The sequence below is a fragment of the Rossellomorea sp. KS-H15a genome (genome assembly GCF_024195245.1).
GTDB lineage: Bacteria > Bacillota > Bacilli > Bacillales > Bacillaceae_B > Rossellomorea > Rossellomorea vietnamensis.
In genome coordinates this window covers 600,001-614,206 of record NZ_CP096886.1, presented here as the reverse complement: position 1 = coordinate 614,206, position 14,206 = coordinate 600,001, and the positions used below count along the sequence as shown (strand labels likewise).

The following is a 14,206-nucleotide window of genomic DNA, read 5'->3' as shown; positions in this document are numbered from 1 at the left end:
TATGTAGAACTTTTTGTTTTACTTAACTATTAAGACAAGCTCTCTCAATTCTCGACAATATCTGATGTCAGTTTATGTTGAATAATTTTATTGCGTTTTCTGTTGTGATCCTTTCTACTTCCTCCAAAGACACTTCTTTCAATTCCGCGATTTGTTCCGCTACAAGCTTCACGTAAGCCGGTTCATTTCTCTTCCCTCTATACGGATGAGGAGCGAGATAAGGACAATCGGTTTCAATTAGAAGCTTCTCAAGCGGGATTTCTTTAGCCACATCTTTAGGTTTCTTGGCATTCTTGAACGTTACGGGACCTCCAAGGGAAATATAGAAATTCATTTCTACACATTCTTGAGCGATTTCAGGACTTCCACTGAAGCAGTGCATGATCCCTCCTACTTCCTCCGCTCCTTCTTCCCTGAGAATATCCACGATATCCTGTGTGGCTTCACGGTTGTGTATGACGATCGGGAGTTTTACTTTCTTAGCTAGTTGAATCTGTTTTCGGAATACTTCTTTTTGAACATCCTTGGGGGATTTGTCCCAATGATAGTCAAGCCCCATCTCCCCTATAGCAACGACTTTAGGGTGCTGTGAAAGTTCTTCTATCCAAGCTAAATCCTCATCATTCATATCAATTGCATCCACTGGATGCCACCCGATTGCGGCATATAGAAAATCATATTGACCAATGAGTTCCATGGCCCGATTAATGGTCGGACGGTCAAAGCCGACAACCACCATTTTTTCGACTCCAGCTTCTCTTGCCCTTGACAATACCTCCTCCAGATCTTCGTCAAATTGTTCAGCATTCAAATGAACATGTGTATCAAATAGCATATAAGACACTCCTTGTAATAAAGATAAGTTTAATATAAAAACGCATGACAAGCATCACATTCATGTAACATTCATATTACATATTATGGTTTACTTGGATATTTTTTATTTACAGAGTTCCCATTACAGTCACACTTCATTTTATCTATTTTAGTGACAGAACCAAAATCATCTGTTTACCCCTCTTTTTTAACTATACTGATATAATTAATTTTCTTAATTAAAAACTACCATTCATCGAATTCATTATATGCATATAATAAAGGGATGTTCCACGTGGAACATCCCTTTATTTCATCTATCACAAAGAATCATTTATTTAACTTTTGTTCCATTTGGTAAAGACTGATCGATGGAAGCAAGAGATAACGTTCCACTTTCTTCTCCGGCAAGAATCATTCCTTGGGAAAGTTCCCCGCGAAGTTTTACCGGCTTCAGATTCGTTACGCAGATCACTTTTTTCCCAACGAGCTCGTCCGGCTGATAGAATTTCGCAATTCCCGATACAACTTGACGTTTTTCATAGCCTAGATCCAATTGCAACTTTAGCAGCTTATCGGCTTTTTTAACCGGTTCTGCTCCAATCACCTCGGCTACGCGAAGCTCGACTTTCATGAAATCGTCAATCCCGATTTCCTCTGAAGCTTCCGGTGCGGAAACTTCCTTCTTCTCTTCCACGACAGGAGCAGATCCCTGCATTTTTTCTTTAATAAAGGCTACCTCTTCCTGTAGTTCAAGACGCGGGAAGATGGGCTCCCCTTTTTTGACTACTTCGGTGCCTGCCGGAATGGCTCCGAAACGCTCAAGGCTTTCCCATGTGTGCATGTTTTCATCATGCAGATTCAGCTGCTCGAAGATCTTCTTAGGTGTTCTTGTCAAGAAAGGCTGTAAGAGGACTGCCACTCTTCTTAATGATTCAGCCAAGTGACTCATCACGCTGCCAAGCTCTTCCTTCTTGCTTTCATCCTTTGCAAGGGCCCATGGCTGTGTTTCATCAATGTACTTATTCGTACGGCTGATTAACTGCCAAAGGCTGGACAGTGCAACTGAAAACTCCATATTTTCCATGGCTTCTTCATATTTCTTCACCGTCTCATTGTTCATATCCAGGAGTGCTTGATCAAATTCACCGTCAGAATCAACATACGTTGGAATGACCCCATCGAAGTATTTATTGATCATAGCCACTGTCCGGTTCAATAAGTTCCCAAGGTCATTGGCCAGGTCAAAATTGATCCTCTCTACGAATCCTTCCGGCGTAAAGACACCGTCCGATCCAAATGGCACTTCTCTTAATAAATAGTAGCGAAGAGAATCAAGGCCATATCGATCAATAAGGGTAACAGGATCCACGACATTCCCTTTGGATTTGGACATTTTTCCGTCTTTCATCAGAAGCCATCCATGAGCGAAGACTTTCTTTGGAAGCGGAAGATCCAAAGCCATCAGCATGATCGGCCAGTAGATCGTATGGAAACGGACGATTTCCTTTCCTACCAGATGGACATCGGCTGGCCAATATTTCAAGTAGTTTGCGTCTTGTTCACTGCCATATCCTAAAGCCGTGATGTAGTTGGAAAGGGCGTCGATCCAAACATAAATGACGTGCTTCGGATCACCAGGTACCTTCACTCCCCAATCAAAAGTGGTACGTGAAACAGCAAGGTCTTCCAAACCTGGTTTAATGAAGTTATTCACCATCTCATTCTTCCTTGATTCTGGTTGAATGAACTCAGGATTCTCTTCATAATAAGCAAGTAAGCGATCCACGTATTTACTCATTTTGAAGAAATACGACTCTTCCTTTACTTTTTCAACGGGGCGTCCACAATCAGGGCAATTCCCGTTTTCTAATTGTCTTTCCGTAAAGAAGGATTCACATGGGGTACAGTACCATCCTTCATACTGATCCAGATAAATATCGCCCTGCTGGACAAGCTGGTTGAAGATTTTTTCTACGATATCCTTATGACGCTTCTCCGTCGTCCGGATAAAGTCATCGTAGGATATATCCAACTTCTCCCACAAGTCTTTAATGCCGCTTACAATTCCGTCAACATATGCCTGAGGTGTAATCCCTTCTTCCTCGGCTTTTCTTTGGATCTTTTGGCCATGTTCGTCCGTCCCGGTAAGGTACATGACATCGAATCCACGCATTCTCTTATAACGGGCCATGGCATCACCGGCAACCGTGGTGTATGCATGTCCAATATGTAAATTTCCACTTGGATAATAAATCGGCGTTGTAATATAGAAGGTGTTCAACTTTTCTTCCACTTCCTGTTCCTCCTCATTTTTTCACTTACCCCCATAAACCCAAATCAGACTCCGTATGGTTTATAGCGGCAGGTCTGTTATATACATCCATCCTTGACCTTACCTATCATCTTAACCTCTTATCTCATCAAAATATACCTAAAATAAAGGGTTTCTGCAACTAAACAATGTTGATTGTAAGTTTTGTCGAAAACGACATTGAATTTTGTCGAAATATGTCGAACTTATGCATTAGGTAAAGAAAATTCGACAATCTTATTTAATATTACTTTCATTACAATAATATTCAATTGGTAATACAATTTTTTACAACAAAGCGTAAAGCTTATTATAACAAGACTTAAACATCCATTTATTATTAATAATTTACAGATTTAATTATTGACGAGATTCCTAATCGTTGGTATGATAGTATCAGTTAATGAAATTTGTCGAATATTGACGAAACAGATAGAGATAAATAATCATATTTATTTGGAGGAGATTCTCAAATGAAGTCTACAGGTATTGTAAGAAAAGTTGATGAACTGGGCCGTGTCGTTATTCCAATCGAACTACGTCGTACATTAGGTATCGCTGAGAAGGATGCTTTGGAAATTTATGTGGATGACGAAAGAATTATCTTAAAGAAATATAAGCCAAGCATGACTTGCCAAATCACTGGTGAAGTTTCTGATGACAACATCAAGCTTGCGAATGGTAAATTAGTTCTTAGCCGTGAAGGTGCAGATCAGTTACTGAAAGAAATTCAGGAATCTTTACAATCAAAATAATCCTTTGCTATATGACAGGCCTGAGTCCATTCGACTCAGGCCTTTTTGTTTGGCAGTTATTCCACGTGGTAAGCCTGGTATACTTCCCGTTTAGGGAGGGATCTCTCCTTGGAGACTTGTTTGATGGCTTCCTTTGAGGACATGCTTTCTTCATCTACATAGTGTTGGACATGATCTTGCAGGGAGTAACTGCTCCACCAAGCGTCTTCCTCCTCTTTCTCTTGTGGACCTGCCCCTTCGATCAACAAGCAGAATTCCCCCCGCACTTCTCCCTCATTCGCCCATTCGATTACTTCCTCGATTGAACCTCGTATAAACTCCTCGAACTTCTTCGTGAGCTCTCGGCAGATGACGATTTGTCTATTTCCCAAAGCCGCATATAATTCTTTTAATGTTTCTTTTAATCTGTGGGGTGATTCGTAAAGGATAAATGTATCCTCCAAGGATTTTAGGGTTTCAAGCTCAGCTCTTTTGTCTTTTTTTCCTCTATGCAGAAAACCATAGAAGTAAAATGGCTGAGGAGCTAAACCTGAAGCGATGAGAGCCGTAAGGGCGGCATTTGCCCCAGGCAGTGGAATGACGGCAATGTTGTGTTCGATTGCTTCTTTCACCAATTCATAACCTGGATCTGAGATCGATGGCATTCCTGCATCACTGACAAGGGCCACGAGCTCTCCCTTCTCCATTCGCTCAATCAGTTTCTGTCCGCTCGTTTCTTTATTATGTTCATGGTAACTGATGATTGGTGTATCAATTTCAAAGTAATTGCACAGTTTCTTGGTATTCCTCGTATCCTCCGCTGCAATCACCGTCGCTTCCTTCATCATTCGGATGGCACGGAACGTCATGTCCTCGAGATTTCCGATCGGCGTGGGGACAAGATACAGGCTTCCTTTTTCACTGTCCTGAAAACTTTTCTGCTGCTTCATGGTGAATATCACCTCCTGGTTCATGTTTGGTGGTTCGTTTTATGTTTTCCAAATAGCATATCATGTACTTCTTTAGAGTACTCATTCTGCTCATCGTATACATATAAAGGGGGAAGGATCTTTAGGTCCGGTTTCCCATCTTTTATTCCTTCTATTAATATCGTGTTGGCTTCTCTCCCGGGCTTTGGATACACAAAGCGCAATCGTTTGGGCTCGAGACGATGTTTTCTCATCAGTGAAAGGATATCCATCAATCGGCCGGGGCGGTGAACGAAGGAAGCCTTGCCTCCCTGTTTCAGCAAATAGCTGGACGCTTTGATGGTATCCTCAAGGGTGCATAAGATTTCGTGACGGGCAATCGCATAGTGCTCGTTCACATTTCGTTTATCTCCTGGCGGCGTATTGAAATAGGGAGGATTGCATGTAACCACATCATAGTGAGAATGATGGAGGAGTTGATCAATTTCCTTTACATCCCCCATTTTCATCGTGATCTGATGCTGACGGTCATTATACTCGACACTCCGCTGTGCCATATCAAATAGCCGCTCTTGAATTTCCACTCCTGTTATCTGGACATTGGTTCTTGCACTCAGCAATAAGGGGATGATGCCGTTCCCTGAACATAAATCAACCACCTTACCCTTATGAATCGGCAAATAGCTGAAGTGGGCCAATAGGACCGCATCTGTTGAAAAAGAGAAAACGGAAGGACTCTGAATGATCCTCATGTTTTCAGCTAATAAATAATCTAAACGCTCATCTTCTTTTAACTCGACCATGCCTTTCCTCCATTTTTTCTTCTATTATATGTTGTTTTTGCTTTTCGATTGTCCAGCTCCGGCGGCTAGTCCCTCGAGGTCATAAGCTAAATGGTCCAAGAAGGCAAAGAACGCCTTCTCAGCCCATTCATCTTATGCTTGTCGGGCCTGTTCAAGCCGCCTGCGCTTTTCGAATAAAAAGGACCAATCCCACTATATCGTGGATCAGTCCTTTTTATCTGTATTCTGTTCAGAAGAATGAAGTAACCTTTATTTCTTATTTAAGAAAGAAAGGCAGAATAAGCAGTCTTCATCCTTCCGGGGACTTCCGAAATGTATGTTACAAATATGAAATCCTTCCTGGTATAGTCGAGCAAGGTTGTCATAGCCTTCTCCAATATCCAGTGTTTTATCTTCTAAGTCTGACTCACTCGTCGTACCCGCATCGTTGTTTGTTTGTACCTTTTTTGGTGAGTTCTCTGTTTGTTCCAGTCTACGGCGCAAATGTTCATTTTCTAACTTTAGAGAATTATTTTCCTCTAACATTTCAGCTAGGCATTGTTTGAGCTCACCTAATTGATGATACAAGTCACCAATTTGTTGTTCCATGTTACTGACTGAATCAAAGAACTCTTTCTTATCCACGACACTACACCCCGTTACTCTGTGGCTTGGAATGATACGGCACCTTCGTTCATAATTTCATCTAATGTGAATTCCAGAACCCGCTCTTCTTCTTTGATTTCCACCTGAAGAATACGTTCCAGAATATTAAGACCTACCACTTTACCTTTTCCATGAGGTGTCTTAATCACTTCTCCGATATCAGGTAGTTCTTCTTTCGCTGCTTCATACTCGTCATTCTCGTATTTCAGACAGCACATCAAACGTCCGCATAAACCTGAAATCTTCGTGGGATTAAGGGATAGATTTTGATCCTTCGCCATTTTGATGGACACAGGTTCAAAATCCCCTAAAAAGGTTGAACAACACAGCATGCGGCCACAAGGACCAATACCACCCAGCATTTTTGCTTCGTCTCGAACGCCAATCTGACGAAGTTCAATGCGCGTACGGAAAATGGAGGCCAGATCTTTCACCAGCTCCCGGAAATCAACACGTCCATCAGCCGTAAAATAGAATATGACTTTATTACGATCAAATGTATATTCTACATCCACCAATTTCATATCCAATTGATGCTGATTAATTTTATCACAACATACGTTATAGGCTTCCGTTGCAGACGACTTGTTCTCGTCCACGATCAATCGATCTTTTTGATCGGCAATCCGAATCACTTTTTTCAACGGAAGAACTACATCATTTTCTCCGACTTGCTTTCTCTCTACGACTACTTTTCCAAATTCGACTCCGCGGACCGTTTCAACGATTACATAACAATCTTTTTGAATGTCCAAATCACCCGGATCGAAATAATAGATTTTACCCGCTTTTTTAAAGCGAACTCCTACAACATCGTACAAAGGACCATCACCCCTGCAGTTTTAGCATAAGCTGTTCTACTAGCAGCTGCGAATTCATATTGGCGTTTAACTTGCGTTTTGCTTCAAGGATCACCGTCATATTAGTAGAAAGACGATTGGTTGATACTTGAAGTGCGTTGGATTTCCAGTTTTCCTTTTGGTCCGGGTACACGAGCTGCTCTTCTTTTCCTAACTGGATATGAAGTAAGTCTTTATATATTAGAAGTAAAAGATCCAATGCTCGATCGACTTGATCTTTTTCTTTGAAGTGCTGTACAAAATCCTCTTGTATTTTGACCATTGCTTGGAAGGGACTTTTTTGGAGGACTTCATATAATTTTAACACTATTATTCTTGCTTGTGCAAACCACTCATTTTGACATATTTCTACAGCTTCCTCATAATGGTTCGTCAAGTTGGCTGCAAGAGTGGCAAAGTGAGGTGGGATCCCCTCTTCCAATAACTGTTTGGCCAGCTGTTCTTTCGGTAACGGTTTAAATGAAACCGTCTGGCACCTGGAAAGAATGGTCGGCAGGATCCGATGAATATTTTCTGTGATGAGAATCGCGGTTGTATCCGCTAACGGCTCTTCAAGAAACTTTAATAGGCTGTTAGCAGCATTCGCCGTCATCTTATCTCCGTGAACGATAATGTAGATTTTCTTCTTAGATTCTACACCCGTTTTCGAAAATTCTTCTTGCAGACTTTTAATCTGATCCTTCTTGATAGATAGACCATCAGGCTCCACTACATGTAGGTCCGGGTGATTCCCGTGATTGATCCTTTTGCAGTTGGAGCAGTCTTCACATGGCTTTCCGTCTACCCGGTTCAGGCATAATAAGGCCTTGGCGAACAGCATGCTCATTTCTTTCTTTCGTGTCCCTTTTTCACCCTCGAATAAATAAGCATGAGCGACACGATCCTTCAATATACTATTCTGCAGCATCTGAAGGACGACTGGCTGAAATGGTTGTATCTCTTCAAACAACATGTCTTAACATCACTCTCTTACATATAAAGATTAATAAGCAGACCTTTTATTTCCCCGATTTTCCCTAATATATCAATTGACTTCTTTTCTTTATCCAATACATCTTCCGTTAATCCGACAAGATGCTGATCCACCGTTTCGACGATATTCAGCTTTCGTCCCTCACCATATTGATTCCAGGTATGGGACTGCTTCAGGTCCATTCCGAAGTCGACTGCTTCCCGTACAAACTTCTTGACCAATGTTTTATATTTGGCAAGATCTTTGAATGTCCTTGACTGGGCTAATCGGGTGCCGGCGTCCTCTATCGTCCCAAGAAGCTTATTAAGCTGATCCATCTGCATTTTCTGATCATGTTTCTGGACGAGCTGACCGAACTTCATTTGGCCGGTACTGCCAGTTCTCTGATCTTTCGCCACGCTATCCAAGGACACACGGTGGTCCTGATTAATTTTCATCGTGATCCAACCTCACTTTAAAACTGATGGAATTGTTCTACAGGGAGAACGAATACCGTCGCCCCGCCTACAGCCACTTCTACGGGATAAGGCACATAGGAATCTGCATTTCCACCCATAGGGGACACCGGTGCTACCATTTGATCCCGTGACTGACAGTTTTCCTTAATGACCTGTAAGGCTTTTTCCACACGAATATCCTCAGTACCAATAATGAACGTCGTATTTCCTGACTTCAGAAAACCGCCGGTGCTCGCTAATTTTGTCGAACGAAAATTATGTTCCATCAGGGCATTAGACAAACGATTGCTATCCTTATCCTGTACAACTGCCATAATTACCTTCATGAATGAACTCCTCCGTTATAAAGCCATTTACTTCCTTCTATTATATCATTGAAAAGACTCCAATGCTTCATCTAAAAAAGAGACGGAGGACCAGGCAGCGAATTTTTGCCCGGCAGTCCGTCTCTTCTACTAGTCTCACCTGTTTAAATAACCCGTCACGATTTCATACGCGTCAGCAAATACCGCTTCCTTACTCTTACTGGCATCGATGACTTGAATGCGATCCGGATATTGTTTGATCAACTTCTGATACCCCTCCCGGACGCGAGTATGAAATTCAACCGATTCGAGATCCAATCGATTCACTTCTCTGCCATTATGCTTGGCAATTCTCTTTAACCCCTCTTCGGGATCAATGTCAAAATACAGCGTGAGATCCGGCATCTTATCCTCAATCGCAAATTGATTGATGTCCATGACTTCTTCCATCCCGATTCCACGGGCATTCCCCTGATAAGCAAGGGAACTGTCGATAAACCGGTCACAAATGACGATCCTGCCTGCCTCAAGGGCCGGGATCACTTTCTCCACCAGATGCTGACGTCTCGCAGCTGCATATAACAGTGCTTCCGTCCGCTTATCCATTTCCGTGTTCTTTGTATTTAATATGACTTCCCTGATCTGCTCAGCTATGGAAATACCTCCCGGCTCCCTCGTCTGGACAACATCCAGGCCATCCTGCAGCAGTTGTTGATATAACTCTGATAATATCGTTGACTTCCCGGCTCCCTCGGGGCCTTCAACGGTAATGAACAATCCTCTTGTCATCTGTTTCCCTCCGCTTTATCGATACACATACACACAGTGGTCAGCCAATCGGTGGTGCCCCTGTATGTTTGCCTTATTCCTTATATATTCGTTCAAACGCCGGATTACATCGGCAGTGATCCGTTCCCCCGGCACCAGTAAGGGGATGCCCGGTGGATAAGGTGTCACCATTCCAGCGGAAACTTCTCCTTCTGCATCGTCCAGGGAAATCAACACTTCCACTTTCCCGTTCATTTCCTCCAGGGTTAATGCAAGGCTGGAAAAAGGGGTTGTCCTTCTCGGGCTGATTATTCCCTCCATAGGAAGGACTTCTACCACAGGCTCATCCTCGAGCGCCTTTTTTATCCTAGCGATCGCTTCCTTATACGGAAACGAAAAACCCTTCTTTACTAAAGGAAGGATCAGAAGTACCTGATTCGGATCAGCAAGTTCAGGGTAGACACCTACAGATTCTAACAGCTCCTTTAGAACATAACCCGTCCGCCCTGCGAACTTCATCATCAGCTTTAATGGATCATGTGCCTGTCGAACAATGAGCTGAGGATGGATCCGTTCAATCCCATCTATAAATTCGCGAATATGCTCAAGTGTTTGATCCAAGTCCTCTTTTAAAAACGTCCCGACATAGGATCTCGCGTAATCAAGAGATGCCATAATCGGATACGAAGGACTACTTGATTGTAGCATAGTTAAATAGTCTTTTACCTTATGCGCATCCACCCGGCTACTTCCAATATGTAAATAAGATCCCATCGTCATAGCCGGAAGCATCTTATGAGCGGAATGAACCACAATATCTGCCCCGCACTCCATGGCAGACTCGGGAAAAGGCATGCCCAATTTAAAATGAGCACCATGAGCCTCATCAATGATACAGATGACACCATGCTTATGACACTCATCTATGATTTCTTTAAGATTGTATGTAAAGCCATAATAAGTCGGATACGTGAATACACAAGCTTTCACATGAGGGAATACGTTCATCGCTTCCTTTATATCCTCCAACCGTATCCCAAGGGCGGTCCCCATTTCATCCCACTCAGTTTCAATGAAAACCGGAACAGCCTTGGCTAGCCTGATGCCGTTCAGCACCGACTTATGACAATTCCGTTGAACAAATACAGTATCCCCAGGTTCACAGGAAGCAAGGATCGCTGCAATATTCCCTACCGTACTTCCATTCACCAGAAAATGACTCACTAAAGACCCATATACATCCCCAAGCAATTCCTCCGCTTCCCGAATCGCCTCATGGGAATCATGTAAATCATCCAAACCACTTAACTCTGTAAGATCCGATTGATAAAACGGCTGATCCTGGACCAACAAACCGTTCTTATGCCCTGGTACATGAAATGAAATGGGTTGTATAGACCGATGCCTCTCGATCGCCTCAATCAGCGGGGTTCTTGTATGATCTCGCTTCATTCCATCTATCTCCTTAAAGTAAAATATCCATCCATATCGTATCACAACCATGCGGCACCATGCTTCGGAGAATTCAAATCTTATTTGGATAAAGGTGAATCAACGAAACTCATAAACCATTGAAACGCTGAAAGCAAAAAAAATCATAACCATGTATACCTTCTGGTTATGAGTAGATTTGAGGAGTATTCACTTTTTTCAGTCTTTGTATGAACGTTTTGTACAAAGGATCATTCGTTTCTGTGTGAACCATTTCCTTTTCACAATCTGTGCAGATAAACGATGTGTATAGATGGATTCCAACCTTCTTCTCAACGTGACAAACGATGCACTCTTCCAAAGCCGCCTTACGTTCCTGATTTACCATCGGGCCCTCCACCTCCATACAACCTATTCTGCCTCAAAACCACTAATTGTATACATAATTATAAACATTTCAACTGACAGAATAATCAAGTGTACTCTAATCTTATGTTGCCGTTAACGTGTCTGTGTATGTCTCTATAAAAAAGATTGTGAAAAGATGTTGGTATATTGGTGACTTGAGATTATGAGTGTATTAGGTTGAGAGATGGAGAGGTTTTTCGAACAAATTTAATTAAAACAAAAAAAGAACAACTCCCAATGAGTTACTCTTTTTCCTATTTGCCTGGCGACGTCCTACTCTCACAGGGGGAGCCCCCAACCACCATCGGCACTGAAGGCTGCGGCTAGTGATGAGCGGCGAATCTCTTCGTCCGCTTCACTCGTTCAGATCCTCCTGTGGGAGCCTGAACGAAGGTCTTCTCTCCCTCGCGTCCTCGACCTTCTTGCTCCTCCCTACCCTCGCACTGCGGTCCAGGAGAGATCTAATAAAACAATCATGTTCTTCGAACTTCAAATCAAACCAAAAAAGAGCAACTCCTAAGAGCTACTCTTTTTCCTATTTGCCTGGCGACGTCCTACTCTCACAGGGGGAGATCCCCCAACTACCATCGGCGCTGAAGAGCTTAACTTCCGTGTTCGGCATGGGAACGGGTGTGACCTCTTCGCCATTATCACCAGACGAATATTCTGTTGAAGGATTGTTCCTTCAAAACTAGATAAAGGATTGATGTCAAGAAAGCCGAATATCGACCAATTGTTGTTCATTAAAATAATGACTCTTTGTGGTTAAGTCCTCGATCGATTAGTATCAGTCAACTCCACATGTCGCCATGCTTCCATCTCTGACCTATCTACCTAGTCATCTTCTAGGGATCTTACTCACTTACGTGATGGGAAATCTCATCTCGAGGGGGGCTTCATGCTTAGATGCTTTCAGCACTTATCCCTTCCGCACATAGCTACCCAGCGATGCCTTTGGCAAGACAACTGGTACACCAGCGGTGCGTCCATCCCGGTCCTCTCGTACTAAGGACAGCTCCTCTCAAATTTCCTGCGCCCACGACGGATAGGGACCGAACTGTCTCACGACGTTCTGAACCCAGCTCGCGTACCGCTTTAATGGGCGAACAGCCCAACCCTTGGGACCGACTACAGCCCCAGGATGCGATGAGCCGACATCGAGGTGCCAAACCTCCCCGTCGATGTGGACTCTTGGGGGAGATAAGCCTGTTATCCCCGGGGTAGCTTTTATCCGTTGAGCGATGGCCCTTCCATGCGGAACCACCGGATCACTAAGCCCGACTTTCGTCCCTGCTCGACTTGTAGGTCTCGCAGTCAAGCTCCCTTGTGCCTTTACACTCTGCGAATGATTTCCAACCATTCTGAGGGAACCTTTGGGCGCCTGTTACTCTTTAGGAGGCGACCGCCCCAGTCAAACTGCCCACCTGACACTGTCTCCCACCCCGATAAGGGGCGCGGGTTAGAATTTCAATACAGCCAGGGTAGTATCCCACCGATGCCTCCACCGAAGCTGGCGCTCCGGTTTCCAAGGCTCCTACCTATCCTGTACAAGCTGTACCAAAATTCAATATCAGGCTACAGTAAAGCTCCACGGGGTCTTTCCGTCCTGTCGCGGGTAACCTGCATCTTCACAGGTACTATAATTTCACCGAGTCTCTCGTTGAGACAGTGCCCAGATCGTTACGCCTTTCGTGCGGGTCGGAACTTACCCGACAAGGAATTTCGCTACCTTAGGACCGTTATAGTTACGGCCGCCGTTTACTGGGGCTTCGATTCGCACCTTCGCTTGCGCTAAGCACTCCTCTTAACCTTCCAGCACCGGGCAGGCGTCAGCCCCTATACTTCGCCTTACGGCTTCGCAGAGACCTGTGTTTTTGCTAAACAGTCGCCTGGGCCTATTCACTGCGGCTCTCTCGGGCTTGCACCCTACCAGAGCACCCCTTCTCCCGAAGTTACGGGGTCATTTTGCCGAGTTCCTTAACGAGAGTTCTCTCGCTCACCTTAGGATTCTCTCCTCGCCTACCTGTGTCGGTTTGCGGTACGGGCACCTTTTTCCTCGCTAGAGGCTTTTCTTGGCAGTGTGGAATCAGGAACTTCGCTACTATAATTCGCTCGCTATCACAGCTCAGCCTTCACGATGATGGGATTTGCCTCATCATCAGCCTAACTGCTTAGACGCACATATCCAGCAGTGCGCTTACCCTATCCTCCTGCGTCCCCCCCATTGCTCAAACGGAAAAGAGGTGGTACAGGAATATCAACCTGTTGTCCATCGTCTACGCCTATCGGCCTCGACTTAGGTCCCGACTAACCCTGAGCGGACGAGCCTTCCTCAGGAAACCTTAGGCATTCGGTGGATGGGATTCTCACCCATCTTTCGCTACTCATACCGGCATTCTCACTTCTAAGCACTCCACCAGTCCTTACGGTCTAGCTTCGCAGTCCTTAGAACGCTCTCCTACCACTGACACCTAGAGGTGTCAATCCACAGCTTCGGTGATACGTTTAGCCCCGGTACATTTTCGGCGCAGAGTCACTCGACCAGTGAGCTATTACGCACTCTTTAAATGGTGGCTGCTTCTAAGCCAACATCCTGGTTGTCTAAGCAACTCCACATCCTTTTCCACTTAACGTATACTTTGGGACCTTAGCTGGTGGTCTGGGCTGTTTCCCTTTCGACTACGGATCTTATCACTCGCAGTCTGACTCCCATGGATAAGTCTTTGGCATTCGGAGTTTGTCTGAATTCGGTAACCCGATGA

The 14,206-nt window shown here is 44.1% G+C and carries 13 protein-coding genes and 2 rRNA genes (1 of these 15 cut by a window edge); 1 reads left to right on the top strand and 14 read right to left on the bottom strand.

Going from position 1 to position 14,206, the window contains the following annotated elements; all coding sequences use genetic code 11:
* Positions 1-67 precede the first annotated feature (67 nt).
* On the bottom strand, positions 68-835 hold the full coding sequence (locus tag M1J35_RS02975) for a TatD family hydrolase (RefSeq protein ID WP_061810601.1): 768 nt from the start codon (positions 833-835) through the stop codon (positions 68-70).
* Positions 836-1,150: 315 nt separating this feature from the next.
* Entirely contained in the window at positions 1,151-3,112 is a 1,962-nt protein-coding gene (metG, locus tag M1J35_RS02970) for a methionine--tRNA ligase (RefSeq protein WP_254652742.1), read from the bottom strand.
* 491 nt (positions 3,113-3,603) lie between these two features.
* Here metG and M1J35_RS02965 point away from each other — a divergent pair, with 491 nt between their 5' ends.
* A complete protein-coding gene (locus M1J35_RS02965) occupies positions 3,604-3,885 on the top strand; it encodes a transition state genes transcriptional regulator AbrB (protein WP_034762946.1) in 282 nt (93 codons plus the stop codon).
* A gap of 56 nt (positions 3,886-3,941) precedes the next feature.
* Here the strand turns inward: M1J35_RS02965 and rsmI are convergent, their stop codons facing one another.
* The 12 genes from rsmI to M1J35_RS02905 form a co-directional block, all read right to left on the bottom strand.
* Positions 3,942-4,814 (bottom strand): 16S rRNA (cytidine(1402)-2'-O)-methyltransferase, encoded by an 873-nt coding sequence (gene rsmI, locus M1J35_RS02960; RefSeq protein ID WP_254652741.1) that lies wholly within the window; start codon positions 4,812-4,814, stop codon positions 3,942-3,944.
* Positions 4,815-4,834: 20 nt separating this feature from the next.
* Entirely contained in the window at positions 4,835-5,596 is a 762-nt protein-coding gene (locus tag M1J35_RS02955) for a tRNA1(Val) (adenine(37)-N6)-methyltransferase (protein WP_224522387.1), read from the bottom strand.
* A gap of 249 nt (positions 5,597-5,845) precedes the next feature.
* Positions 5,846-6,220: a DNA replication initiation control protein YabA gene (yabA, locus tag M1J35_RS02950; RefSeq protein WP_061810606.1), complete on the bottom strand. Its 375-nt coding sequence runs from the start codon at positions 6,218-6,220 to the stop codon at positions 5,846-5,848.
* A gap of 14 nt (positions 6,221-6,234) precedes the next feature.
* Complete coding sequence (locus M1J35_RS02945) at positions 6,235-7,062, bottom strand: PSP1 domain-containing protein (protein ID WP_098438567.1); 828 nt, start codon at positions 7,060-7,062, stop codon at positions 6,235-6,237.
* 7 nt (positions 7,063-7,069) lie between these two features.
* Positions 7,070-8,053 carry a DNA polymerase III subunit delta' gene (gene holB / locus M1J35_RS02940; protein WP_224522388.1) on the bottom strand — a complete coding sequence of 328 codons (984 nt, stop codon included), beginning with the start codon at positions 8,051-8,053 and terminating at the stop codon, positions 7,070-7,072.
* A gap of 17 nt (positions 8,054-8,070) precedes the next feature.
* Entirely contained in the window at positions 8,071-8,511 is a 441-nt protein-coding gene (locus tag M1J35_RS02935) for a YaaR family protein (protein WP_229597134.1), read from the bottom strand.
* 17 nt (positions 8,512-8,528) lie between these two features.
* The gene (locus tag M1J35_RS02930) at positions 8,529-8,858 is read right to left on the bottom strand and encodes a cyclic-di-AMP receptor (RefSeq protein ID WP_034762933.1); all 330 of its coding nucleotides are present in this window, start codon (positions 8,856-8,858) and stop codon (positions 8,529-8,531) included.
* Between the two features lie 135 nt (positions 8,859-8,993).
* Positions 8,994-9,626, bottom strand: coding sequence for a dTMP kinase (tmk, locus tag M1J35_RS02925; RefSeq protein WP_224522390.1), 633 nt, complete (start codon positions 9,624-9,626; stop codon positions 8,994-8,996).
* A gap of 15 nt (positions 9,627-9,641) precedes the next feature.
* Positions 9,642-11,057, bottom strand: a complete 1,416-nt coding sequence (locus M1J35_RS02920; protein WP_254652740.1) for an aminotransferase class I/II-fold pyridoxal phosphate-dependent enzyme — start codon at positions 11,055-11,057, stop codon at positions 9,642-9,644.
* A 166-nt stretch (positions 11,058-11,223) separates the two neighbouring features.
* Positions 11,224-11,424 (bottom strand): sigma factor G inhibitor Gin, encoded by a 201-nt coding sequence (locus M1J35_RS02915; protein ID WP_224522392.1) that lies wholly within the window; start codon positions 11,422-11,424, stop codon positions 11,224-11,226.
* A 561-nt stretch (positions 11,425-11,985) separates the two neighbouring features.
* Positions 11,986-12,102, bottom strand: a 5S ribosomal RNA gene (rrf, locus tag M1J35_RS02910).
* Positions 12,103-12,205: 103 nt separating this feature from the next.
* Positions 12,206-14,206, bottom strand: a 23S ribosomal RNA gene (locus M1J35_RS02905); it runs 934 nt beyond the window's last position.

Coding starts and splice junctions, on each gene's coding strand:
- M1J35_RS02915 (WP_224522392.1), bottom strand. CDS start 11,424: ATGGTAAATCAGGAACGTAAGGCGGCTTTGGAAGAGTGCATCGTTTGT.
- M1J35_RS02965 (WP_034762946.1), top strand. CDS start 3,604: ATGAAGTCTACAGGTATTGTAAGAAAAGTTGATGAACTGGGCCGTGTC.
- tmk (WP_224522390.1), bottom strand. CDS start 9,626: ATGACAAGAGGATTGTTCATTACCGTTGAAGGCCCCGAGGGAGCCGGG.
- holB (WP_224522388.1), bottom strand. CDS start 8,053: ATGTTGTTTGAAGAGATACAACCATTTCAGCCAGTCGTCCTTCAGATG.
- M1J35_RS02975 (WP_061810601.1), bottom strand. CDS start 835: ATGCTATTTGATACACATGTTCATTTGAATGCTGAACAATTTGACGAA.
- M1J35_RS02930 (WP_034762933.1), bottom strand. CDS start 8,858: ATGAAGGTAATTATGGCAGTTGTACAGGATAAGGATAGCAATCGTTTG.
- M1J35_RS02920 (WP_254652740.1), bottom strand. CDS start 11,057: ATGAAGCGAGATCATACAAGAACCCCGCTGATTGAGGCGATCGAGAGG.
- M1J35_RS02935 (WP_229597134.1), bottom strand. CDS start 8,511: ATGAAAATTAATCAGGACCACCGTGTGTCCTTGGATAGCGTGGCGAAA.
- M1J35_RS02955 (WP_224522387.1), bottom strand. CDS start 5,596: ATGGTCGAGTTAAAAGAAGATGAGCGTTTAGATTATTTATTAGCTGAA.
- rsmI (WP_254652741.1), bottom strand. CDS start 4,814: ATGAAGCAGCAGAAAAGTTTTCAGGACAGTGAAAAAGGAAGCCTGTAT.